This is a genomic window from Xanthomonas sp. F10, assembly GCF_014206815.1.
Taxonomy (GTDB): domain Bacteria; phylum Pseudomonadota; class Gammaproteobacteria; order Xanthomonadales; family Xanthomonadaceae; genus Xanthomonas_A; species Xanthomonas_A indica.
The window spans coordinates 312,921-335,033 of the sequence record NZ_JACHNP010000003.1 but is presented as its reverse complement, the minus strand read 5'-3'; the positions used below and the strand labels follow the sequence as shown (position 1 = coordinate 335,033).

The window sequence follows — 22,113 nt, the reverse complement described above, 5'->3', positions numbered from 1 at the left end:
GACAGGCCGTGCGGACCGGCGGTGCGCCGGCCCGCGAACCCTTGTATCAGTTCAGCGCGAAGTTGACCGGGACGCGGACGCGGCCGGCGGTCTTTTGTCCATTAGCCATAGCGGCATTGAACCGCCACTTGCGCGCTGCTTCCATGGCGGCGCGGTCCAGGTCGCGGTTGCGGCTGGATTTCTCGACGGCAACGTTCGTCACGTTACCATTCGCATCGACATCGATGATCAGGATCACCTCGCCCTGCGCGCCCGACCGGAATGCGGCCGGCGGATACTTCGGCGGGTTCATGTTCTTCGACGAGATATCGACGCTCGCGCCGATGTCGGTCGGCTGCGACGGCGGCGCAGGCGGCGATGGCGGGGTAACCACGTCGTTCGGGCGCGGCTCCGGCACGTCGATCACCGGGGCTTCCGGCGGCGGCGGCAGCGGGGTCGGCTTCGGCGGCGCCAGGTTCTTCACCGGCGGCGGCGGAGTTTCCGGCGGCTTCGGCGGCGGCGGCGGCGGCGGGGGAGGCGGCGGCGGTGCATCCACCAGGGTGACCATGATGTTGCGTTCCTTCTCCGCCACCGCCTTGGGCGCAACGGCCGGAATCAGCAGCAACATCAGCGCCGCAAGATGCAGCGCGATTACGAAGGCAATACCGATGATGCGCGGCCAGCTGAGGCCGGAGGCGTCATCTTTGTCGTACTGCCGATGGATGACCAGTTGTTCCGTCATGCGCCAATGACTCGATTAAAGGGGGGCGGATTCCGCTGTGGAGCGGGATCCAAGTTCACGCGGCGATGACACCGCAGGAACCTCCAAGCTTATACCAATCCCTGTTACCTGCACTACTTTCAGCACTGGTCGTCGGGGGCTTTTTTTGCGTGCTACTTCAGGTTGATGATCTTCTTGGCGTCTTCGGGCTTTTTGACGCCCTTGGCCAGTGCCTGCTGCGCGGCCTGCTTGGCTTCGGCCACACGGCCTTCCGAATGCAGCACCTTGGCCAGGTTCAAATAGGTTTCGCCGTCCTTGGACAGCGGCGCGGCCTTCTGCCAGTTCTCGATCGCCTGCGGCAGCTGGTCGGTGTAGTAGTACGACTGCGCCAGGGCGAGGTAGGTCTGGTAGTCCGGCTTCAGAATGCCCTTCTGCATGCCTTCGTTGATGACCGCGATGACGTCCTTTTCGTGGCCCTCGGTGTTGGCGTAGATCGAGTACAGCTGCTTGTATTCCTTTTCGTCGGTCAACTGACCGGCGGCACGCAGCTTGTCCATGACCGCTGCGGCCTTGTCCATCTGGTCGGCCTGCATGTACATGCTGGCCAGGTTGAGCTGGGCCTTCTTGTCGTTGGGCGACTTGGCGGCCAGCGCCTCGGCGGCCTTGACCGCCTCACCGGTCTGGCCGGCTTCGGCGTAGGACGCCATCAGCAGCTGGTTCCAGCTGTCCTTCGGCTCCGGCGAGGCGGCGATCGCCTGTTTCAGCACGGGGATCGCTTCCTGGTAGCGCTGCGCCTGGTACAGGGCCTGGCCCTTGAGGATCAGGTCTTCCGGACGTGTCGACTTGGACTCGGCGAGGAACTTGTCCAGCGAGGCCAGGCCTTCGGCGGTCTGGTCGTCCTGCAGCTGCAACTGCGCCAGCATCAGCATCGACTGGAAGTGGCCGTTGTTGTCCAGGCCGTTGAACTGGATCGCCTGCTTCAGGTACGCCTGCGCGGCCTTGCTGTCGTCGAGGTTGTAGGCGGCCTGCGCGGCCAGCTGCGCGGCCAGCGACTTGTCGTACTCGTTGGCGCCGCTGTTGGCCAGGATCTCGTCGGCCTGGGTGCGCACCGAGGCGTAGTCCTCGCCCTTGTTGTAGGTGTCGATCAGCTTCTGCAGCTTGCTGCCGAGCTTGGACGACGGCTTGCCGTTGGGCTCCTTGCGCTCGGCGTTGGGGAACAGCACCGCCGCCTTCTCGGTCTTCGCGTTGCGAGAGGAGCGGTGGTCGGAGCGATCGCTCTGCGCAGCGGCATCGGTCACCACCGCGCCACCGAGGGCACCTGCGATCACCAGGGACAACAACGCTTGCTTGCGGATGCGGAATTTCATGGGTCACCTCGGTGGAAACCGCCCGGAGCGGCACGGAAGACGGAGCGGCCATTCCTCGGCCGAGCCAGCAAACCTATCAGAAACCTGTACGCCGTGAAAACGTTTTTAGATGCGTTTTCTGTGACAGGCGCGGGGACGACGACCGACTCAGCCGCACTTGGGCGTCCTGCCGGCGCTGCGCGCCTGCGCATACACCGGTTCCAGCGCGGCGACGTCGCGCTGCAGCTCGCCGATGCGGGCACTGGGATCGGGGTGGGTGGAGAGCCATTGCGGAGGACGGTCGCCGCCGGCGGCCATCATGTTCTTCCACAGATCCACCGCCTGCGCCGGGTCGAACCCGGCCTGCGCCATCAGGCGCTGGCCGACGATGTCCGCCTCGGTTTCCTGCTGGCGCGAACCCGGCAGCAGGAACAGCGTCTGCGCGGTCATGCCGCCGACCTGGCCGACGGTGTCGGCCGCGCCCTGACCGTAGCGCGCGCCGGCCAGCGCGCCGATCACGCTCAGACCCGCCTGCGCGCCGAGCTGGCGGGTGATGCGTTCTTCGTGGTGACGCGAGATGACGTGGCCGATCTCGTGGCCGAGCACGGCGGCGAGCTGGTCCTGGTTCTTGGCCACGCTGAAGATGCCGCTGTTGACCCCGACCTTGCCGCCGGGCAGGGCGAACGCGTTGGGTTCCTTGTCGTTGAACAGCGCGGTTTCCCAGCCGGTGCCGCGCCATTGGTCGGGCAGTTGCGCGACCAGCGCGTTGACCACGCAGCGCACGTACGCATTGCGCTTGGGATCGGTGTCCAGCTGTTCCTTGGCCTTGGCTTCGGCGAACGCCTGCGCGCCCATCTGGTCGAGTTGTTGTTGCGAGATGCCGCCGACGACCTGGGTGCGCCCGGTTGGCGATGTCGTCGTCGCACACGCTGCCAGCAGCATCGCGAACGACGCGCCAAGTACCACTTGCTTCATACGGTCCCCCCCTCCTAACACGCCTCGCAGTGTGGGGGGCCACGTCTTAACATTTCGTCAAACAAACCTTCAGGTTGCGCCAAACCAATAGAGCCCGGCCACCGCGAGGGCGTTGTTGAGCCCATGCGCGGCGATCGGCGCCCACAGGGTGCCGGTGCGCTTGTACAGCCAGGCGAACGCCGCGCCCATGCCGCCGTAGACCAGCCACAGCTGGGCGGTCGCGGCCAGGCTGTTGCCGGTGGTTCCCGGCACCTCGTGCACCAGGGCGAAGGCGGCGCCGCTGAGCAGCATGCCCAGCCGTGGCCGGCCGGCATCCCACAGCCGCCCGAACAGCACGCGGCGGAACAGCAGTTCCTCGTAGGCCGGGGCGATCACCACGGCGAACACGATCAGGAACAACGGCATCTGCGCCATCGCCTCGCGCATCAGCGGCAGGTTGGTGGGTTCGGGCTTGATGCCGAACTGCGCCGACACCGCGGAGATCGCCGCGCTGCCGAAGAACACCCCGGCCGCGACCAGCAGCACCCAGCCCCAGGTCGACGGCACGCGCGCCGCCTGCCACGAGGCGCGGCGCTCGGCGGCACTGGCCGGGCGCCGCAGGAAGTACAGCAACAGCGCCGCGGACAGGGTGCTGACCAGCGCGATCAGCAGCTGCGCCAGCGCGCCCGGCTGGCCGACCTGCTGCGCGACCAGCGTGGCCAGGCGATCGGCGGGAATGCCCTGCGCCTTCAGCTGCATGGCCAGTTGGAAGCCGCGCAGCACGCCCCAGACCAGGCCGCACAGCACGCTCACCCCAAGCAGCACCACCGCCGCCAGCAGCACGTCGAGGAAGAAACCGAGGATCGGCCGGCGCGGACGGGTCGGCGCCGGCGGGGAGGACAAAGACAGCGGAGCGGCGGGCAACGGCGGCGGTGCGGTCATCGCGGTCCTGCGCGGAAGCGGGCGGAAGGCACGGAGGGCAGCCGGCCCCGGCACGCGCCGGGGCGACCGCCGCCGCGGTCAGATGTCGAGGTTGGCGACCTTCAGCGCGTTTTCCTCGATGAAGTCGCGGCGCGGTTCGACCACGTCGCCCATCAAGGTGCTGAAGATCTGGTCGGCGGCGACCGCGTCCTCGATGCGCACCTGCAGCAGGCGGCGCGTGTCCGGGTTCACCGTGGTCTCCCACAGCTGCTCGGCGTTCATTTCGCCCAGGCCCTTGAAGCGCTGGATCTGGCGGCCCTTCTTGGCCTCCTCGAACAGCCAGGCGTAGGCCTGGGCGAAGCTGGTGATGGCCTGGGTCTTGTTGCCGCGCACGATCTGCGCGCCCTCGCGCACCAGCCCGTGCAGCTCCCGCGCGATCTCGCGCAGCGGACGCAGCTCGCCGCTCTCGAACACCGCCATCGGCACCACGTAGGTGGTCTCCTCGCCCATGTGCCGGCGCTCCACCAGCAGGGTAGCTGGACGCTGCGCGTTGGAGGCCTGGAAACGCAGGCTGTAGCGCGCCGAGCCCAGGCTGCCGCGGTTGAGCACCGCCTGCAGCGCCTCCAGGCTCGGATGCGCCTCGCCCTCGGCCTCGAGCTGGGCCACGTCCAGCGGCGGCAGATCGATCAGCGCGGTCAGCAGCGCCGGGTCGTAGCGGTGCGCATTGCGCGCCACCGCCTCGTTGGCGCTGGCGAACAGCAGCAGCAGCTTCTCCAGCGCCGCGCCGGTGATCGGCGGCTCGTTGCTGGCCGGGATCAGCGCCGCGCCTTCGACCGCGCTGCTGGCCAGGTAGGCGTTGAGCGCATTGTCGTCCTTCAGGTACAGCTCCTGCTTGCCCTGCTTGAGCCGGTACAGCGGCGGCAGGCCGATGTAGACGTAGCCGCGCTCGATCAGTTCCGGCATCTGCCGGTAGAAGAAGGTCAGCAGCAGGGTGCGGATGTGCGCGCCGTCGACGTCGGCGTCGGTCATGATGATGATGCGGTGGTAGCGCAGCTTGTCCGGGTTGTACTCGTCGCGGCCGATGCCGGTACCCAGCGCGGTGATCAGCGTGCCGACCTGGTCGGAGGACAGCATGCGGTCGAAGCGCGCGCGCTCGACGTTGAGGATCTTGCCGCGCAGCGGCAGCACCGCCTGGTTCTTGCGGTTGCGGCCTTGCTTGGCCGAGCCGCCCGCCGAGTCACCCTCGACGATGAACAGCTCCGACAGCGCCGGATCCTTTTCCTGGCAGTCGGCCAGCTTGCCGGGCAAGCCGGCGATGTCCAACGCGCCCTTGCGGCGGGTGAGGTCTCTTGCCTTGCGCGCGGCCTCGCGGGCGCGGGCGGCATCGACGATCTTGCCGGCGATGGCCTTGGCCTCGTTGGGGTTCTCCTGCAGGAACTCCTCCAGGCGCGCACCGAAGGCGTTCTCCACCGCCGGGCGCACGTCCGAGCTGACCAGCTTTTCCTTGGTCTGGCTGGAGAAGCTCGGGTCCGGCACCTTCACCGACAGCACCGCGATCATGCCTTCGCGCATGTCGTCGCCGGTCAGGTTGATCTTGGCCTGCTTGGCGATGCCGTTCTGCTCGATGTAGGTGTTGAGCACGCGGGTCAGCGCGCCGCGGAAGCCGGCCAGGTGGGTGCCGCCGTCCTTCTGCGGGATGTTGTTGGTGAAGCAGTACATCGTCTCCTGGTAGGAGTCGGTCCACTGCAGTGCCACTTCCACGGTGATGCCGTTGTGCTCGCCGGTGACCGAGATCACGTTCGGGTGCAGCGGGGTCTTCAGCTGCGCCAGGTGCTCGACGAAGCTGCGGATGCCGCCCTCGTAGTGGAAGTCGTCGCGGCGGCCCTCGCCGCGCTCGTCGGCGAGCACGATCTTGACCCCGGAGTTGAGGAAGGACAGTTCGCGCAGGCGCCGGGCCAGGATGTCGTAGTGGAATTCCACGTTGTTGTGAAAGGCCACCACCGACGGCCAGAAGCGCACCGTGGTACCGCGCTGGGTGGTCTCGCCGAGCTTGGCCAGCGGCGCCACGGCCGCGCCGTTGCTGAATTCCTGCTGGTAGTGAAAGCCGCCCTGGAACACGTCCAGCAGCAGCTTCTCCGACAGCGCGTTGACCACGCTGACGCCGACGCCGTGCAGGCCGCCGGACACCTTGTAGCTGTTGTCGTCGAACTTGCCGCCGGCGTGCAGCACGGTCATCACCACCTCGGCGGCGGAGACCTCGCGGCCGAGCTTGGCGCTCATCTGCGCGTGCTTGCCGACCGGGATGCCGCGGCCGTTGTCGGACACCGACACCGAACCGTCGGCGTGGATGGTCACCGCAACGTGATCGGCATGCCCGGCAAGGGCTTCGTCGATGGAGTTGTCGACGACCTCGAACACCATGTGATGCAGGCCGGTGCCGTCATGGACGTCGCCGATGTACATGCCGGGCCGCTTGCGGACCGCCTCCAGGCCTTCCAGGGCGGTGATGCTATTGGCGTCGTAGTTGCCGTTGCTTGCCGGGGTGTTCTGTTCGTCGGTCATTGCGCGTGCCGTAGGCTCCACGAGGCGGCGAAGACAGGCCGGGGCCTGTTCGCGCCGCTGGATAGGGGATTGGCAGAAATTATAGCAGCCCGGGCCGCCGGACCCGTGGCGGCCTAGGAAACGGCCAGGATCTGGCCATGTTCCACGTGGAACCGCGCGATCGGCAGGCCGGCGTCGGCCAGCGCCTGCGGCGTTTCCGTCGCGGTGACGAAGACCTGGGCCGGTCCGGCACGCAGCCGCTCCAGGACCCGGCCCTGGTGGTGGCGGTCCAGTTCCGAGGCCAGATCGTCCAAGGCAATCACCGGCCACTCGCCGCGCTGCTCGGCATAGTCCTCGGCTTGCGCCAGCAGGCAGGCCAGGGCGGTGAGCTTGGCCTGCCCGCGGGAAAGCGCGTCGCGGCCGGGGATCTCGGCGAAGCTGAGGCTCCAGTCGGCGCGGTGCGGCCCGGCCGAGGTATAGCCCAGTTGCCGGTCGCGTTCGCGATTGAGCAGCAGCGCATCGGCCAGCGAAACCTCCTGACGGCGCCAGCCGGGCGCGAACTGCAGATGCGCGATCCCCAACGCCGGCGCCAGATCGGGGGCAAGGGCGAGCAGGCGCTGCAGCAGGCGGTCCAGGTAATCCTGGCGGCGCGATGTCAGCGGCTCGCCTGCCTCGGCCAGTTCGTGATCCCAGGCGTCGAGCGCCGCGCCGCTGCCGCCGCTCTTGAGCAGGGCGTTGCGCTGCTTGAGTGCCCGCGCATAGCGCCGCCATAGCGACAGGAAGTCAGGTTCCACGTGGAACAAGCCCCAATCGACGAAGCGGCGCCGCGGCTCGCCACCACCGCTGACCAGCAGATGACTGCCCGGCTCGAAGGTGACCACCGCCAGTGCCGCGCACAGTGTGCCGAGGTGGGCGACGTCCTGCCCGTCGAGCCGGCCGCGCCATTCCTGGCCGCTGTGGCGCAGCCCGGCGCGCCGCCGGCGGGTCGCGCCAGCATCGTCGGCCTGTTCCTGCCATTCCACGAAGACATCCAGCGCCTCCTGACCCTGGCGGACCAGCCCATCGCGCACACGGCCGCGGAAGCTGCGGCCATAGGCCATCAGGTGCATCGCCTCGAGCACCGTGGTCTTGCCGGCGCCATTGTCGCCGGTGATCAGGTTCAGCCCGGGCGCAGGGGCCAACTCGAGCGTCACGAAGCGGCGCAGATGGTGAAAGTCGAGGCGAGAGACGTGCATGCGGGGATAGAGGCGAAAGCGCTCGCGCCGGGCGCACGCAGATCGAAGGCTGTGGGGTAGGGCGGCAGCATACCCAAAACGGTTGGGTCGCGTTGGTCGGGCAATCCCGTGCGGGGGCACGCTACGTCATACCGATTTCGTTATGTCCCGCTGAGCCAGGCAGCTCGCGGCCTAGCCCAACGGCGGTGCGCTGCGTCGAAACGCAAGCCGCAAGACATGGAGGAAGGGGCGCTGCTTCCGGTTCATCGACGACGGGATGTGCTTGGCGTCGAAGCCGTCCCTCGATGTCCTTGCGCCGAGCCGGACAGCGTCTCCGTCGATGACCTGCGCGCGCACCGAATGGATCCACCTCGTCGGTCATTGGCCTGCGCGGATCCAGCTCAATGCGCCTTGCAGTGCTTCGTCCCAAGCGACAAAAAGAAAACCCGGCACAAGGCCGGGTCGCTTTTCGCGCGTGTTCCACGTGGAACACGAAGCGAGAACGTCAGAGACGCAGCGGCATCACCACGTGGCGCGAGCGGGCGCTGCTGGCTTCGCGCACCAGCGCCGACGAGTTGGCGTCGCGCAGCTGGATCACCACGAACTCCTCGCGCAGCGCGGACAGCGCATCGAGCAGGTAGTTCACGTTGAAGCCGATCGCCAGGTCGCTGACCTTGGTGTCCGCTTCCACTTCTTCCTGCGCTTCTTCCTGCTCCGGGTTGTGCGCGCTGATCTTCAGCTGGCCCGGGGAGACTTCCACGCGCACGCCGCGGTACTTCTCGTTGGACAGGATCGCCGCACGCTGCAGCGCCGCGCGCAGGGTTTCGCGATCCAGCTTGACCTCGCGGTCGGCACCGATCGGGATCACGGCTTCATAGTCGGGGAAGCGACCATCGATCAGCTTGGAAGTGAAGGTGACATCGTCGCGCTTCACCCGCACGTGCGCGCGACCGACTTCCAGTTCGACTTCGCGCTCGCCGCCTTCCAGCAGGCGCTGCAGCTCGGTCACGCCCTTGCGCGGCACGATGATCTGGCGCTTGGCGCCGCCAGCGTTCTCCAACTCGGTCTCGCACAGCGCCAGGCGATGGCCATCGGTGGCCACGCAGCGCAGGGTCTGGTCGCGCAGGTCGAACAGCAGGCCGTTGAGGTAATAGCGCACGTCCTGCTGCGCCATCGCGAACGCGGTGCGCTCGATCAGTTCCTTCAACGCGGCTTCCGGCACCACCACGCGCTCGGTGGCTTCGACTTCGTCGACCGACGGGAAGTCGTTGGCGGGCAGAGTGGCCAAGGTGAAGCGGCTGCGCCCGGCCTGCACGGTGATCTTGTCGCCGGACTGGGACACGGTGACCTTGCTGCCGTCTGGCAGGGCACGCACGATCTCGAACAGCTTGCGCGCCGGGATCGTGGTTTCGCCGTCCTGGGCATCGTCGACCGCAATGCGCGAGACCATTTCCACTTCCAGATCGGTGCCGGTCAGCGACAGCTGGCCGCCCTGCACCTGCACCAGGAAGTTGGCCAGAACCGGCAAGGTCTGGCGGCGTTCGACCACATTGACGACTTGCGCCAATGGCTTGAGGAAGGCTTCGCGCTGCAGTGTGAAACGCATGTGGTTCCGTGCCCCTATGCTTTAAAAGATGTGGAATAAATCAAAAGCTTGGTGGTGATGGTAGAGCGAAATTCGGTGCAAATGTAGCTCAAGCGACTGAAAACAAAGAATTTTTGGCGCTCCCAATCCCGTGTACTACTGTCCCGGAACTGGTGGGGAAACCTGTGGATAGTTTTGCCGTCGCCGCCGCGTCGCGCTTTATCCACAGTTTCTCCCGGATTTGTCGCGAAGTCATGCACCGATTTATCCGGCGTCCTCCGCACCGGCCGCCGCCCTACTCGCTGAGCTTGCGGATCAGCTTGTCCCAGTCCTCGCGGAGCTTGCCGTCGGTCTCCATCAGGTGCTTGATCTGGCGGCAGGCGTGCAGCACGGTGGTGTGGTCGCGCCCGGCGAACGCGTCGCCGATTTCCGGCAGGCTGTGTTCGGTCAGTTCCTTGGTCAGCGCCATCGCCACCTGCCGCGGCCGCGCCAGCGAGCGCGTACGCCGCTTGGACAGCAGATCCTTGATCTGCAGGCCGTAGTAGTCGGCCACGGTCTTCTGGATGTTGGGGATGCCGATGGCCTGCTGCTGCGCGCGCAGCAGGTCGCGCAGGGTTTCCTGGGCGAACTCGGTGGTGATCGCGCGGCCGGTGAAGTTGGCGCGGGCGGCCAGCGTGTTGAGCGCGCCTTCCAGGTCGCGCACGTTCGAGCGCATCTTCTTGGCGATCAGGAACGCCACGTCGTCGGGGATTTCCGCGCCGCGCTCGCGCGCCTTGGCCAGCACGATCGCCGCGCGGGTCTCGAAATCGGGCGGATCGATCGCCACCGACAGGCCCCAGGCCAGGCGCGACTTCAGCCGCGGCTCCAGGCCCTCGACCTCGCGCGGATACCGGTCGCAGGTCAGGATGATCTGCTGGCGGCCGTCGAACAGCGCGTTGAAGGTGTGGAAGAACTCTTCCTGGGTGCGGTCCTTGCCGGCGAAGAACTGGATGTCGTCGATCAGCAGCGCGTCCACCTGCTGGAACTGGCGCTTGAACTGGTCCATGGTCTTGTCCTGCAGCGCGCGGATCATCGCGCTGAAGAACTGTTCCGAACGCAGGTACATCACCCGCGCATTCGGGTTCTGCTCGCGCATGGCGTTGCCGGCGGCGAACATCAGGTGGGTCTTGCCCAGGCCGGTGCCGCCGTACAGCAGCAGCGGGTTGTGCGCGCGGTCGCCGGGCTTCTGCGCGGCCTGCACCGCTGCGGCCAGGCCGAGCTGGTTGCTGCGGCCCTCGACGAAGTTGGCGAAGGTGTAGTGCGAATCGAGATTGCCGGCGAACGGCTCCAGCAATGGCGGCGCCGGCGTGCGCGCGGCGGCGGCCTCGCTGGGCGGGGCGGCGACCGGTTCCGGCGCGCGCGGGCGCGAGCCGACCTGCAGCAGCACCTCGCCGCTGCCGGCGAAGTAGGTCAGCAGCTCGCGGATGCGCGGCAGGTAGCGCTCGCGCACCTGCTCGACGATGAAGGCGTTCGGGGCGTACAGCACCATGCTGTTGTCATGGCGCTGTTCGGCTTGCAGCGGTTTCAACCAAGTGTGAACGTCCTCGGCTGGAAATTCGGCTTCCAGACGTTCCAGGCAACGGGGCCAAGCATCCATCAGATCTAAATTCGTCGATAGACCGGGCATGAAGGGCGCGCTCGGGCGCGGCGCATTCGGCCGGTGGGAGAGGAAAGCGGATGGATCAGACTACCACCGGCGCGCAGGGTCGGGAATGGTTTTCCCATGGCTATTCACAGATCCATCCACAGGCCGCGGCGGGGGCCTGACGGGCGTAGCAGGTACAGGGAGTTGACCGCGCCGTGAGTGGTCCTATAGAATTTCCGGTTCTTTCCGCCCCATTCAGATCAGAGCGCCCCGATGGCCACCAAGCGCACCTTCCAGCCCAGCAACCTCAAGCGCAAGCGCGACCACGGCTTCCGTGCCCGTATGGCCACCGCCGACGGCCGCAAGATCCTGGCCCGCCGCCGCGCCAAGGGCCGCAAGCGCCTGAGCGCTTGATTGCTTCGCCGCCCCAGGCGGCGCCTGCAATCCGGACCGTGAATCCTCCCGACCCGCGTAGGCGATTTCCTCGCTCTGCGCGGGTTCGCACGTCTGCGGAATACCGCGTCGTGTTCGATGCCGCGCGCCGCTGCTCCGAGCCGCTGATGAGCCTGCACTGGCGCAGTGCGCCGCACCCGGCACGACTGGGGTTGGCGGTGTCGCGCAAGGTCGACAAGCGCGCGGTCGTGCGCAATCGCATCAAGCGCGTGCTGCGCGAGGCCACGCGGCAGCTGTTGCCGTGGCTGGCGCCCGGCGATTACGTGGTGGTGGCGCGCAGCGCCGCCGCCCAGGCCAGCGGCGTGCAACTGCGCCAGGCCTATGAGCGCCTGCTGCGTCGCGCCGGCGCATTGCCGGCCCCGGCCGCGGACGGCACAATGCCGCCGCCTCTCCGTCCTTCTTCCCCCACTTCCACGTCAGAAACCGCTTCTGGCTGAGCCGAGCTTGCCTGTCCGATGAACCAGACCCGCCTTTTCCTGATTTTCGCCTGGCTGATGGTCGCGGCGCTGTTGTGGATGGAGTGGAACAAGGAGCATGCGCCGAACGCCACTGCGACAACGGTCGCGGCGGCGACCACGGTGCCGCCGGCGCAGGACGCCGACGCCGGCGCCACGCATGCGCCCGCGGTGCCGCAGGCCACGGTGCCCGGCACTGCGCCGGCCAGCACCACGCCCGAGACCGCCGCGGCCAGCGCCGCGCCGCGGGTCACCGTCACCACCGACGTGCTGCGCCTGACCCTGGATGGCCGCAGCGTGTTCGACGCCGACCTGCTGCTGTTCCCGCAGACCAAGCAGCCCGGCAGCCCGCCGGTGCAACTGCTGACCGAGGACCCGGCGCATCCGTACACCGCCATCAGCGGCTGGGTGGGCGAGCACAACTCGCCGTCGCCGGGTCCGGGCGGCTTCCGCCCCGAGCAGCCGGGCCAGGACTACGTGCTGGCCAAGGGCCAGGACAGCCTGCAGGTGCCGTTCGTGTGGAACGGCCCGGACGGCGTCAGCATCCGCCGCGTCTACACCCTGCAGCGTGGCCACTACGCGGTGCAGGTGCACGACGAGGTCATCAACCACGGCAGCAAGCCGTGGCAGGGCTATGTGTTCCGCAAGCTGAGCCGGGTGCCGACCATCGTCAGCCGCGGCATGACCAATCCGGATTCCTTCAGCTTCAACGGCGCCACCTGGTTCAGCAAGCAGGACGGCTACCAGCGCAGGGCGTTCAAGGACTACATGGAAGATGGTCCGCTCAACCAAACCATCAAGGGCGGCTGGATCGCACTGCTGCAGCATCACTTCTTTACAAGCTGGATTCCGCAGGCTGATCAGCAATCCCTGTTTGTGCTGTCCAATGACGGTCCGCGCCACGTGATCGAAACGCGCGGCCCGGGCTTCACAGTGGAGCCGGGCGCCAGCGCAAGCACCGAAGCGCGGTTGTGGGTTGGGCCGAAGTTGGTCAACCAAATTGCTAAGGAACAAGTGCAGGGCCTGGATCGCGTCGTCGATTACAGCCGCTTCACTTTGCCCGCAATGCTGGGCCAGGGCCTGTTCTGGATCCTCAGCCATCTGCACAGCCTGCTCGGCAACTGGGGCTGGTCGATCGTCGGCCTGGTGGTGCTGCTCAAGCTGATCCTGTATCCGCTGTCGGCCGCGCAGTACAAGAGCATGGCCAAGATGCGCAAGTTCCAGCCGCGCATCCAGCAGCTCAAGGAGCGCTACGGCGACGACAAGCAGAAGTTCCAGACGGCGATGATGGAGCTGTACAAGAAGGAGAAGATCAACCCGATGGGCGGCTGCCTGCCGGTGCTGATCCAGATGCCGATCTTCTTCGCGCTGTACTGGGTGCTGGTGGAGTCGGTGGAACTGCGTCAGGCGCCGTGGTTCGCCTGGATCCAGGATCTGACCGCGCGCGATCCGTATTTCATCCTGCCGGTGATCAACGTGGCGGTGATGTGGCTGACGCAGAAGCTGACGCCGTCGCCGGGCATGGATCCGGTGCAGGCCAAGATGATGCAGTTCATGCCGCTGGTGTTCGGCGTGATGATGGCCTTCGTGCCGTCCGGCCTGGTGCTGTACTGGGTCACCAACGGTTCGCTGGGCCTGTTGCAGCAGTGGTGGATGACCAAGCGCCACGGCGAACCGGCCACGGCCGGCGGTGGCGGCAGCGGCAAGCCGCCGGCCAAGGCCAAGAAGTAAACCCGACAAAGCCCGCCCTCCGGCGGGCGTTGCGCATGCGGCCGGGGGAGGCGCCGGCGTGTGCGTTTCCGCACCGTCTTGCTCGCGAGTCCCTGGTCATGCGCAAGCGCCGTCGTCCGTTGTCGCCATCCGTGGCCGTGATCGGCCTGCTCGCGTTGGCCCTGGCCGCCTGCCAGCGCTCGCCGGCCGGCAGCGAGACGGCGGCCGCCAAGCCCGCATCGCCCGAGGCGGCGATCGCCATCCCCGGCTCGCCGGTGTTGCAGACCCAGGCCACGGCGCTGCTGCAAGGCCTGCAGGCGCAGCTGGCGGCGCAGCGCAAGATCATCGTGCTGCTGGCCGACGAGGCCGGACAATCGCCGGCCGACCGGCAGACCTCCAGCAGCGTCGGACAGCAGCTGTTCCATGAGGGCCTGGAGCGCCGCGAAACGCTGGCCAGGCAGTTCGACGCGCTGCTGGCGCTGCCCGATCCGCAGCGCTTCGCCGCGGTCGGCAGCCTGCTGGACTACGTCGAATCGGCACTGGACCTGTACGACGCCGACCGCCTGGCATTCCGCGAGATTCTCGCCGACTGGCAGCTGCGCATCGGCAAGGATTCCTCGCTGCCGGCGATCAAGCTGCACCAGCGCATCGGCGAGGACCTGGAGGCGCTCGACGAAATCGAGCGCACCTACAACCGCGAGATCACCGCGATCTTCAGCCGCTTCGATCGCACCCGCGCGATCGTGCAGAAGCGCGAGAAGTGGGAGGACTACGTCGCCCACCTGGGCACGTTGTACACGCGCGAGGCGATCCTGCGCGACTACGGCGTGATCACGCCGTACCCGATGTCGATGAAGGACAGCGACCGAGAGGTGTTCGGCCGCGACCTCCCGCCGAAGACCGTGGTGCTGAGTTTCGACGACGGCCCGCACCGCGCGTACACCGACGAGATCGTCGCCATCCTCAAGCGCTACGACGTGCCGGCCACGTTCTTCGAAGTCGGCCGCAACCTGGGCAAGCTGGAGCCCGATGGCAAGGTCGACTTGTCGCCGCTGGCCAACGTCAGCCGCAGCCTGATGGAGCAGGGCTACACCGTCGGCAACCACAGCCTGACCCACGCGCAACTGTCCAAGGAAACCGGCGCCGCGCTGCGCAGCCAGATCCTCGACACCGACCGCATGCTGCGCGCGGTCGATGCCAAGCGTGCGCCGCTGTTCCGCTTCCCCTATGGCGCGCGCAACGCCGAGGGCATGCAGATCCTCGGCGAGGCCGGGCTGAAGTCGGTGATGTGGAACGTGGATTCGCTGGACTGGGCCGACCCGGTGCCGGAGTCGATCGTGCAGCGCGTGCTCGAGCAGGTCGGCCGCGAGCAGCGCGGCATCCTGCTGTTCCACGACATCCACGAACGCACGGTCAAGGCGCTGCCGCAGATCCTGGACCGGCTCAGCGCCGACGGCTACCAGTTCGCTGCCTGGAACGGGCGCGACTTCAGCGTGGCGCGCGCGGCCAGCAACGCTGCCGCACCGGCGGTGACCAGCGGCTACGACAAGTCGTGGGCGATCGTGATCGGCATCGACGACTACGCGCACTGGCCCAAGCTGCAGTACGCGGCCAACGATGCACAGGCGATCGCGCAGACGCTCACCGGCAGCTTCGGCTTCCCCTCGTCGCAGGTGATCGTGCTGAAGAACCAGGAAGCCACCCGCAACAATATCCTGGCCGCCTTCCACGATCGGCTCGCGCACGGCGGCGTGGGCAAGAACGATCGCGTGTTCGTGTTCTTCGCCGGCCATGGCGCGACCCGCAAGCTGGCCTCCGGACGCGACCTCGGCTACATCATCCCCGCTGATTCGGACCCGGCGCAGTTCGCCACCGACGCGATTCCGATGACCGAGATCCAGGACATCGCCGAAAGCCTGGAAGCCAAGCACGTGCTGTTCGTGATGGACGCGTGCTACAGCGGCCTGGGCCTGACCCGCGGCGGCGGCACCAGCGCCTACCTGCGCGAGAACGCGCGGCGCATCGCCCGGCAGATGCTCACCGCCGGCGGCGCCGACCAGCAGGTGGCCGACAGCGGCCCCAACGGCCATTCGGTGTTCACCTGGGTGCTGTTGCAGGCGCTGTCGGGCAAGGCCGACCTCAACGGCGACGGCCTGATCACCGGCACCGAGCTGGCGGCCTACGTGGCGCCGGCGGTGTCGAGCATCTCGCAGCAGACGCCCGCGTTCGGCAGCCTGCCCGGTTCGCAGGGCGGCGAGTTCGTGCTGCAGGTGCCGGAGGGCGAGGAATTCCTCACCGCCAGCACGCAGCAACTGTCCTCGGCGGCGATCGCGATGAACGACCGCGTCGATGCGGCCGCGCCGGCATCGACCGCGACGCCGAACGCCGGCGCCAGCAGCGCCGACGCGCCGGCCGCCCCGGCCAAACCGGCGGTGGTGGTCAAGGACCTGCAGGGCGGCGAGCGGCCGCTGGCGGTGCCGGCGGCGGCCGGCCCGGTGTCCGACCGGCAGCGCGCGCAGCGCGCCAACGACCGCGGCCTGCAGCTGTACAAGGAGAAGCGCTACGACGAGGCCGAAGCGCAGTTCACCGAGGCGCTGAAGCTGCGCCCGGACTTCGCGCTGGCGGCCAACAACCTGGGCTTCATCTACTATCGCCAGGGCAAGTACGCGCAGGCCGTGCGCTGGCTGGAGAACACGCTGAAGATCGACCCCTCGCGCGCGGTGGCCTACGTCAACCTGGGCGACGCCTACCGCCAGCTGGGCGATGCCGCCAAGGCCAAGCGCGCCTTCCAGACTTACCTGGAACTGCAACCCAATGGTGCATCGGCCGCCTACGTCCGTGGCCAGTTGCAGACGCTCTAATCCACCGCACCACCAACCTGCCGCCCTCGCCATGCCGTCTTCCGCCACCGACACCATCGCCGCCATCGCCACTGCCCCTGGTGCGGGCGGTGTCGGCGTGGTGCGCGTGTCGGGTCCGGCGGCGGCGGCCGTTGCCGCCGGTCTCGGTCTTGGCGGATTGGTGCCGCGCAGCGCCCGCTACGCGCGTTTCCGCGACGCGCATGGCGAGGTCGTGGACGACGGCATCGCGCTGTGGTTCCCGGCGCCGCGCAGCTTCACCGGCGAGGACGTGCTGGAACTGCAGGCGCATGGCAGCCCGGTGCTGCTGCGGCACCTGGTGGCGCGCTGCTGCGAACTCGGCGCGCGTCCCGCACGTCCGGGCGAGTTCAGCGAACGCGCCTTCCTCAACCGCAAGCTCGACCTGGCCCAGGCCGAGGCGATCGCCGACCTGATCGCTGCCGGCGACCTGCGCGCGGCACGTGCGGCGCGGCGCTCGCTGGACGGGGTGTTCTCGCGCCGCGTCGACGACCTGGCCGAACAGCTGATCCGCCTGCGCATCCATATCGAAGCGGCGATCGATTTCGCCGACGAGGCGCTGGACACGCTGGGCGGTGCGCAGGTCCGCGCCGGGCTGGAGCAGGCGCGCGCGGATCTGGCGCAGCTGCGCGTCGACGCCGAACGCGGCCGGCGCCTGCGCGATGGCCTGCACGCGGTGCTGGTCGGCCCACCGAATGCCGGCAAGAGTTCCCTGCTCAACGCGCTGGCCGGCAGCGACCGCGCCATCGTCACCGACATCGCCGGCACCACCCGCGACACCTTGCACGAGACCGTGCGCCTGGATGGCGTGGAACTGACCCTGGTCGACACCGCCGGCCTGCGCGAGGGCGGCGATGCGATCGAGCGCGAGGGCATGCGCCGCGCGCGCCAGGAACTGCAGCGCGCCGACCTGGCGCTGATCGTGCTCGATGCGCGCGAGGCCGGGGCCGGGCAGGCGGCGATCGCCGATGCCATCGCCGAGGTGCCGCAGCGCCTGTGGATCCACAACAAGAGCGACCTGCTCGCTGCTGTACCTGCCGCCAGCGCCGAGCGCGTCTATGTCTCCGCCGCCACCGGCAGTGGTTTGGAGCAGTTGCACGCGCAATTGCGCGCGATCGCTGGCGCCGCGGCCGGCGAGGGCAGCGACGGCGAGTTCTCCGCACGTGCGCGCCACGTCGATGCGCTGCAGCGGGCCGCCGCCCATGCCGACGCGGCCGTCGCCGAACTGCAGCACGAACGCCTGGAACTGGCCGCCGAGGAACTGCGCCTGGCGCATGCCGCGCTCGGCGAGATCGTCGGCACGCTCAGCGCCGACGACTTGCTTGGGCGGATCTTCTCCAGCTTCTGCATCGGCAAGTAGCGCGCACGCGCGCGCGCCACCGAGCCTGCTTACGGCTTCGACGCCGCCAGCTGCGCGCGCTGGTCCTGCAGCCACTGTTCGAACGGCAGCGGTGCCTGCCCGGTCAGCGCCTGGTAGTCGCCAGTGACCGTGGCGACGCGGCCGGCCGCGGTGTTGGTGTCGAACGAGGCATAGACGCGCGCGACCGGCTCGGGCAGGCCGGCGCCGACCATGCCCTGCACCAGGCCCTCGACCGGCACCGGCACCACCTGGATCCGTACGTCCAGGACCTGGGCGACCAGTGCGGCGATCTCGGCGGTGGTGTAGGCGCGGGCGCCGCTGAGGGTGAGCGTGCGCTTGCCGTCGCCGCTGGCCAGGGCGACCGCGGCAGCGCGGGCCAGGTCGTCTCGGGCGATGTGGGCGATGCCGCCATCGCCGGCTGCGCTGTACCACTGGCCCGAGGCCAGCACCGACGGCAGGCTCATGAACAGATTCTCGAAGTACCAGTGGTTGCGCAGCACGGTCCAGGCGGGTAGGGCGCTGGCGGCAAGGGCGTCTTCGGTACCGGCATGGTCGGTGGCCAACAGCAGCGGCGAGCCGTGCGGTTCTGGGCAGGAGGTGTAGACCAGGTGGCCGACGCCGGCGCGCTCGGCCGCGGCGATCGCCGCCTGGTGCTGCTGCAGGCGGTGGCCGGGGCGGTCCAGTGCGTCGGTGCTGATCAGCAGCAAGCGGCCGGCGCCGCGGAACGCTGCGTCGAGCGAGGGGGCGTCGTCGAAATCGCCGTGGCGCACGTCCACGCCGCGCGCCGCCCAGGCGGCCAGGCGTTCGGGCTGGCGGGTCATCGCCACCACGCGCGATGGCGCGATCTGCAGGGTGTCGAGCAGGTGCGCGAGCACGCGCTGGCCGAAGTGGCCGCCGGCGCCGGTGACGAGCAGGGAGTCGGAAGATGCGGACATGACAGGTCTCCTGAGGAAGGGGGCGTCGCTGGACGCCTTGGTCTGGAAAAGGAACCTGGTCTATCCTAGAGACCTCGGCCGACCTGTAAAGACGGCACTTTCTCCGCCCCTGCTTACCTCGAGGTAACCTCCATGGACATCGTCGCACCGCCGGCCGCCACCTGCGACGTGCTGATGAGCCAGCAATTGCAGGACTACCAGCGCGCCGGCATGGCCATCGACCAGTGCCCGGTGCGCGACGTGCTGGCGCAGATCGGCGACAAGTGGAGCACCCTGTTCGTGATGCTGCTGGCCGAACGCCCGCACCGCTTCGGCGAACTGCGCCGCGCGCTGCCGGACATCTCCCAGCGCATGCTGACCCAGACCCTGCGCGACCTGCAGCGCGAAGGGCTGGTCGCGCGTGAGGTGCTGCCGACCGTGCCGCCTGGGGTGGAGTACCGGCTCACTCCGCTGGGCCAATCGCTGAGCGTGGTGCTGGCGCCGCTGGTGCGCTGGGCCGCCGATCACCACGCGCAGATCCGCAGCGCTCGCGCCGCGTTCGAGAGCGATTCACCGGCACCGAGCGCGCACGCCGCCGCTGGCTGAGCGCAGTGTGAGCACGAATGGTGGGGCTGCTGATCACCGAGGACGCCCCATACGTAGATACGTAGGAGCGGCTTCAGCCGCGACGGGCTTTACTGGAACGCCCGGTCGCGGCTGAAGCCGCTCCTACGGACATTTCCGCATTACCGGCATCACTTGCGGCATCTCGCAACCCTGCAAACCCGACAGCCCCGAACGCCCGACCTCGGCAACCCCGGATCAGCGCTCCGCGATCACCCGCGCGCTGTAGCTGTCGCCGTCGCGCTGCACCCGCACCGGTCCGCCGAATACCGCCGACAACGGTGCATCGGCCAGCAGGTCCTCGCGCGTGCCGTCGGCGTACACCTGGCCCTCGCGCAGCAGGATCACCCGCGCGATCTCCGGCACGATCTCTTCGATGTGGTGCGTGACCAACACCAGGGTGATGCCCTGGCGGGCGAGGTCGCGCATCGTCGCCAGCAGGTGCTCGCGTGCGACCAGGTCCAGCCCGGTGCTGGGTTCGTCCAGCAGCAACGCCTGCGGCCGGTTGACCAGGGCGCGCGCGATCAGCACGCGTCGGGTTTCGCCGGCCGACAATTCGGCGTACGGGCGCCGCAGCAGCGGCAGCGCGTGCGCGGCCTGCAGCGCCTCGCGCGCCCGCGCCCGCATTGCCTCGGTCACCTCGCGGTGCGGCGGCACCACATAGCTGGCGAAGAACCCGGACAGCACCGCGCTTTCCACATCCAGCCCGGGCATGTCGGCGAGATTGACGCTGAGATCGCCGGTGACGATGCCCAACTGGCTGCGTAGCCGATCCACCTGCCAGCGGCTCTGGCCGAGCACCCGCACCGCCGGTTCCTCGCCGGCGCGCGCCAGCGGATACAGCTCGCGGGTGATGAGCTTGATGAACGAGGATTTGCCGCAGCCGTTCGGGCCGAGGATGGCGGTGTGCTGGCCGAGTGCGATGCGCAGGCTCAGCGCGTGCAGCACGCGGACCTGGCCGCGCACGACGCTGGCGCGGTCCAGTTCGATCAGCGGCGCAGATGCTGGCACAGGGGTTGCTTGGGGAGAGGCGACTGACATGGAACCGACACCGTTCTGTGATCGGAAGCGCTTGGCGGCTGAATACCATACGCGAGCGCCGGGTGAAGTTTGCAGTCGCAACCCCCATCATGTTCTGACCCCACGCCGTCCTACGCTCTGGAGCTTCTGGCAATGTTCGACGCGATCCTCGACTTCCTCGGCAACGGCCTGCTCGGCGTCGGCTGGTGGGGCATGCTGGCCGTGCTGCTGTTGTTCACCCAGCTCACCATCTTCGCGGTGACCTTGTATCTGCACCGCAGCCAGGCGCACCGCGGCGTGGATTTCCATCCGCTGCTGTCGCACTTCTTCCGCTTCTGGACCTGGTTCACCACCTCGATGATCACCAAGGAGTGGGTGGCGATCCATCGCAAGCACCACGCCAAGGTGGAGACCGAGGAAGATCCGCACAGCCCGCAGACCAAGGGCATCGCCCGCGTGTTCTGGCGCGGCGTGGAGCTGTACCGCGAAGCGCGGACCCAGCGCGGCGACATCGAGCAGTACGGCAAGGGCGCGCCGGACGACTGGATCGAGCGGCACCTGTACACCCCGCACGCGAACCTGGGGCCGCTGGCGCTGTTCGTGGTCAACTTCGCGCTGTTCGGCCTGCCCGGCATCGCCCTGTGGGCGCTGCAGATGGCCTGGATCCCGTTCTGGGCCGCCGGCGTGATCAACGGCCTGGGCCACTGGTGGGGCTACCGCAACTTCGAGTCGGCCGACACCTCGACCAACCTGACGCCGTGGGCGCTGTGGATCGGCGGCGAAGAACTGCACAACAATCACCATGCCTTCCCGAGCTCGGCCCGCTTCTCGATGCGCCGTTGGGAACTGGACATCGGCTGGATCGCGATCCGTGCGCTGGCGGCCCTGCGCCTGGCCAAGATCCTGCGCGTGGCGCCGACCCTGGACGTGCGCCCGAACATCGCCGTGCCCGACGCCGACACCCTGCGCGCGCTGCTGTCGCATCGCTTCCAGGCGATGACCGATTACCAGCGCAACGTGTTCGCGCCGACGCTGAAGGAAGAAGCCGCGCAGGCCGGCGCCAAGCTGCGCAAGCTGCTGCCGCGGCGCCTGCGCAAGGGCCTGGTCGACGATGGCCGCTGGCTCAAGCCCGACGCCCGCGCACAGCTGCAGCACTGGGTGGCGCAGCGTCCGCGCATGCGCACCCTGGTCGAGCACCGCGCGCGCCTGGCCGCCCTGCTGGAAGCGCGCACCCACGACGCCAGCGAACGCCTCAAGCACCTGCAGGCCTGGTGCCACGATGCCGAAGCCAGCGGCATCGCCGCGCTGCAGGCGTACGCGGCGCGATTGAAGGGCTACGCCCTGGCATGAGCCGCGGCGGACCGCGCACCCGGTCGCACGAACGCCGCCTTGCGCGGCGTTCGTCGTTACTGGCCTTGTCGACGCTGAGCCTCGCTGGCGCCCTGTTCGCTGGTGGCATCGCCGACGCCCAGGCGCAGGCGATCGACAGCACCGCCAGCTACCTGCAGCGCATGGACCGCGACGGCGACGGCCGTGTCAGCCTGGACGAATACCTGGCCTGGATGAGCTACGCCTTCGATGCACGCGACCGCGACCACGACGGCGTGCTCAGCCCTGCCGAACTGCCCGGCGGCCGCGGCCCGCCGATCACCCGCACTCAGCACATCGCCACCCTCACCGCGCGCTTCCGCAAGCAGGACACCAACGGCGACGGCTACCTCAGCGCGCGGGAGTTGGCGGCGCCGCCGCAGTGAGCAAGGATCCGAGGTACAGCGGAGAACCTCTGGCTCTACTGCTGGGGTTTATAAAAATCCAG

18 protein-coding genes are annotated in these 22,113 nt (G+C 68.4%); 8 read left to right on the top strand and 10 right to left on the bottom strand.

Going from position 1 to position 22,113, the window contains the following annotated elements:
- Positions 1-46 precede the first annotated feature (46 nt).
- The 8 genes from FHR56_RS18215 to dnaA form a co-directional block, all read right to left on the bottom strand.
- On the bottom strand, positions 47-607 hold the full coding sequence (locus tag FHR56_RS18215; protein WP_184502813.1) for an energy transducer TonB: 561 nt from the start codon (positions 605-607) through the stop codon (positions 47-49).
- A 266-nt stretch (positions 608-873) separates the two neighbouring features.
- The gene (locus FHR56_RS18210) at positions 874-2,067 is read right to left on the bottom strand and encodes a tetratricopeptide repeat protein (RefSeq protein ID WP_184502715.1); all 1,194 of its coding nucleotides are present in this window, start codon (positions 2,065-2,067) and stop codon (positions 874-876) included.
- A gap of 147 nt (positions 2,068-2,214) precedes the next feature.
- On the bottom strand, positions 2,215-3,021 hold the full coding sequence (locus tag FHR56_RS18205; RefSeq protein ID WP_184502714.1) for a M48 family metallopeptidase: 807 nt from the start codon (positions 3,019-3,021) through the stop codon (positions 2,215-2,217).
- 69 nt (positions 3,022-3,090) lie between these two features.
- Positions 3,091-3,942, bottom strand: coding sequence for a CPBP family intramembrane glutamic endopeptidase (locus FHR56_RS18200; protein ID WP_184502713.1), 852 nt, complete (start codon positions 3,940-3,942; stop codon positions 3,091-3,093).
- Positions 3,943-4,020: 78 nt separating this feature from the next.
- Positions 4,021-6,483, bottom strand: coding sequence for a DNA topoisomerase (ATP-hydrolyzing) subunit B (gyrB, locus tag FHR56_RS18195; RefSeq protein ID WP_184502712.1), 2,463 nt, complete (start codon positions 6,481-6,483; stop codon positions 4,021-4,023).
- A gap of 113 nt (positions 6,484-6,596) precedes the next feature.
- Positions 6,597-7,697, bottom strand: coding sequence for a DNA replication/repair protein RecF (recF, locus tag FHR56_RS18190; protein WP_184502711.1), 1,101 nt, complete (start codon positions 7,695-7,697; stop codon positions 6,597-6,599).
- Positions 7,698-8,181: 484 nt separating this feature from the next.
- Positions 8,182-9,282 (bottom strand): DNA polymerase III subunit beta, encoded by a 1,101-nt coding sequence (gene dnaN, locus FHR56_RS18185; RefSeq protein ID WP_010340416.1) that lies wholly within the window; start codon positions 9,280-9,282, stop codon positions 8,182-8,184.
- Between the two features lie 274 nt (positions 9,283-9,556).
- Entirely contained in the window at positions 9,557-10,897 is a 1,341-nt protein-coding gene (gene dnaA, locus FHR56_RS18180) for a chromosomal replication initiator protein DnaA (RefSeq protein WP_160947494.1), read from the bottom strand.
- A 261-nt stretch (positions 10,898-11,158) separates the two neighbouring features.
- On the opposite strand from dnaA, the gene rpmH reads away from it, so the two are divergent.
- From rpmH to mnmE, 5 genes are all read left to right on the top strand, one after another.
- A complete protein-coding gene (gene rpmH / locus FHR56_RS18175) occupies positions 11,159-11,299 on the top strand; it encodes a 50S ribosomal protein L34 (RefSeq protein WP_003469983.1) in 141 nt (46 codons plus the stop codon).
- A 38-nt stretch (positions 11,300-11,337) separates the two neighbouring features.
- Entirely contained in the window at positions 11,338-11,775 is a 438-nt protein-coding gene (gene rnpA, locus FHR56_RS18170; protein WP_160947493.1) for a ribonuclease P protein component, read from the top strand.
- 18 nt (positions 11,776-11,793) lie between these two features.
- A complete protein-coding gene (gene yidC / locus FHR56_RS18165) occupies positions 11,794-13,524 on the top strand; it encodes a membrane protein insertase YidC (protein WP_160947492.1) in 1,731 nt (576 codons plus the stop codon).
- Between the two features lie 98 nt (positions 13,525-13,622).
- A complete protein-coding gene (locus tag FHR56_RS18160) occupies positions 13,623-16,364 on the top strand; it encodes a tetratricopeptide repeat protein (protein WP_160947491.1) in 2,742 nt (913 codons plus the stop codon).
- Between the two features lie 31 nt (positions 16,365-16,395).
- Positions 16,396-17,739: a tRNA uridine-5-carboxymethylaminomethyl(34) synthesis GTPase MnmE gene (gene mnmE / locus FHR56_RS18155; RefSeq protein WP_160947490.1), complete on the top strand. Its 1,344-nt coding sequence runs from the start codon at positions 16,396-16,398 to the stop codon at positions 17,737-17,739.
- Between the two features lie 29 nt (positions 17,740-17,768).
- Here the strand turns inward: mnmE and FHR56_RS18150 are convergent, their stop codons facing one another.
- Positions 17,769-18,674, bottom strand: a complete 906-nt coding sequence (locus FHR56_RS18150) for an NAD(P)H-binding protein (RefSeq protein WP_160947489.1) — start codon at positions 18,672-18,674, stop codon at positions 17,769-17,771.
- Positions 18,675-18,806: 132 nt separating this feature from the next.
- Between FHR56_RS18150 and FHR56_RS18145 the strand changes: the two genes are divergently transcribed.
- Positions 18,807-19,259 (top strand): helix-turn-helix domain-containing protein, encoded by a 453-nt coding sequence (locus FHR56_RS18145; protein WP_160947488.1) that lies wholly within the window; start codon positions 18,807-18,809, stop codon positions 19,257-19,259.
- A gap of 216 nt (positions 19,260-19,475) precedes the next feature.
- On the opposite strand, the gene FHR56_RS18140 is transcribed toward FHR56_RS18145, so the two are convergent.
- Positions 19,476-20,318, bottom strand: coding sequence for an ATP-binding cassette domain-containing protein (locus FHR56_RS18140; RefSeq protein WP_160947487.1), 843 nt, complete (start codon positions 20,316-20,318; stop codon positions 19,476-19,478).
- A gap of 132 nt (positions 20,319-20,450) precedes the next feature.
- Between FHR56_RS18140 and FHR56_RS18135 the strand changes: the two genes are divergently transcribed.
- Both FHR56_RS18135 and FHR56_RS18130 read left to right on the top strand, forming a co-directional pair.
- Positions 20,451-21,647 carry a fatty acid desaturase gene (locus FHR56_RS18135; protein WP_160947486.1) on the top strand — a complete coding sequence of 399 codons (1,197 nt, stop codon included), beginning with the start codon at positions 20,451-20,453 and terminating at the stop codon, positions 21,645-21,647.
- Entirely contained in the window at positions 21,644-22,051 is a 408-nt protein-coding gene (locus FHR56_RS18130) for an EF-hand domain-containing protein (RefSeq protein ID WP_160947485.1), read from the top strand. The genes FHR56_RS18135 and FHR56_RS18130 overlap by 4 nt, the downstream gene beginning before the upstream one ends.
- The last annotated feature ends 62 nt before the right edge of the window (positions 22,052-22,113 follow it).

Coding starts and splice junctions, on each gene's coding strand:
- FHR56_RS18210 (WP_184502715.1), bottom strand. CDS start 2,067: ATGAAATTCCGCATCCGCAAGCAAGCGTTGTTGTCCCTGGTGATCGCA.
- FHR56_RS18145 (WP_160947488.1), top strand. CDS start 18,807: ATGGACATCGTCGCACCGCCGGCCGCCACCTGCGACGTGCTGATGAGC.
- recF (WP_184502711.1), bottom strand. CDS start 7,697: ATGCACGTCTCTCGCCTCGACTTTCACCATCTGCGCCGCTTCGTGACG.
- yidC (WP_160947492.1), top strand. CDS start 11,794: ATGAACCAGACCCGCCTTTTCCTGATTTTCGCCTGGCTGATGGTCGCG.
- gyrB (WP_184502712.1), bottom strand. CDS start 6,483: ATGACCGACGAACAGAACACCCCGGCAAGCAACGGCAACTACGACGCC.
- dnaN (WP_010340416.1), bottom strand. CDS start 9,282: ATGCGTTTCACACTGCAGCGCGAAGCCTTCCTCAAGCCATTGGCGCAA.
- FHR56_RS18215 (WP_184502813.1), bottom strand. CDS start 607: ATGTTGCTGCTGATTCCGGCCGTTGCGCCCAAGGCGGTGGCGGAGAAG.
- rpmH (WP_003469983.1), top strand. CDS start 11,159: ATGGCCACCAAGCGCACCTTCCAGCCCAGCAACCTCAAGCGCAAGCGC.
- FHR56_RS18130 (WP_160947485.1), top strand. CDS start 21,644: ATGAGCCGCGGCGGACCGCGCACCCGGTCGCACGAACGCCGCCTTGCG.
- FHR56_RS18200 (WP_184502713.1), bottom strand. CDS start 3,942: ATGACCGCACCGCCGCCGTTGCCCGCCGCTCCGCTGTCTTTGTCCTCC.
- FHR56_RS18160 (WP_160947491.1), top strand. CDS start 13,623: ATGCGCAAGCGCCGTCGTCCGTTGTCGCCATCCGTGGCCGTGATCGGC.
- FHR56_RS18135 (WP_160947486.1), top strand. CDS start 20,451: ATGTTCGACGCGATCCTCGACTTCCTCGGCAACGGCCTGCTCGGCGTC.
- dnaA (WP_160947494.1), bottom strand. CDS start 10,897: ATGGATGCTTGGCCCCGTTGCCTGGAACGTCTGGAAGCCGAATTTCCA.
- mnmE (WP_160947490.1), top strand. CDS start 16,396: ATGCCGTCTTCCGCCACCGACACCATCGCCGCCATCGCCACTGCCCCT.
- FHR56_RS18140 (WP_160947487.1), bottom strand. CDS start 20,318: ATGTCAGTCGCCTCTCCCCAAGCAACCCCTGTGCCAGCATCTGCGCCG.
- FHR56_RS18205 (WP_184502714.1), bottom strand. CDS start 3,021: ATGAAGCAAGTGGTACTTGGCGCGTCGTTCGCGATGCTGCTGGCAGCG.
- FHR56_RS18150 (WP_160947489.1), bottom strand. CDS start 18,674: ATGTCCGCATCTTCCGACTCCCTGCTCGTCACCGGCGCCGGCGGCCAC.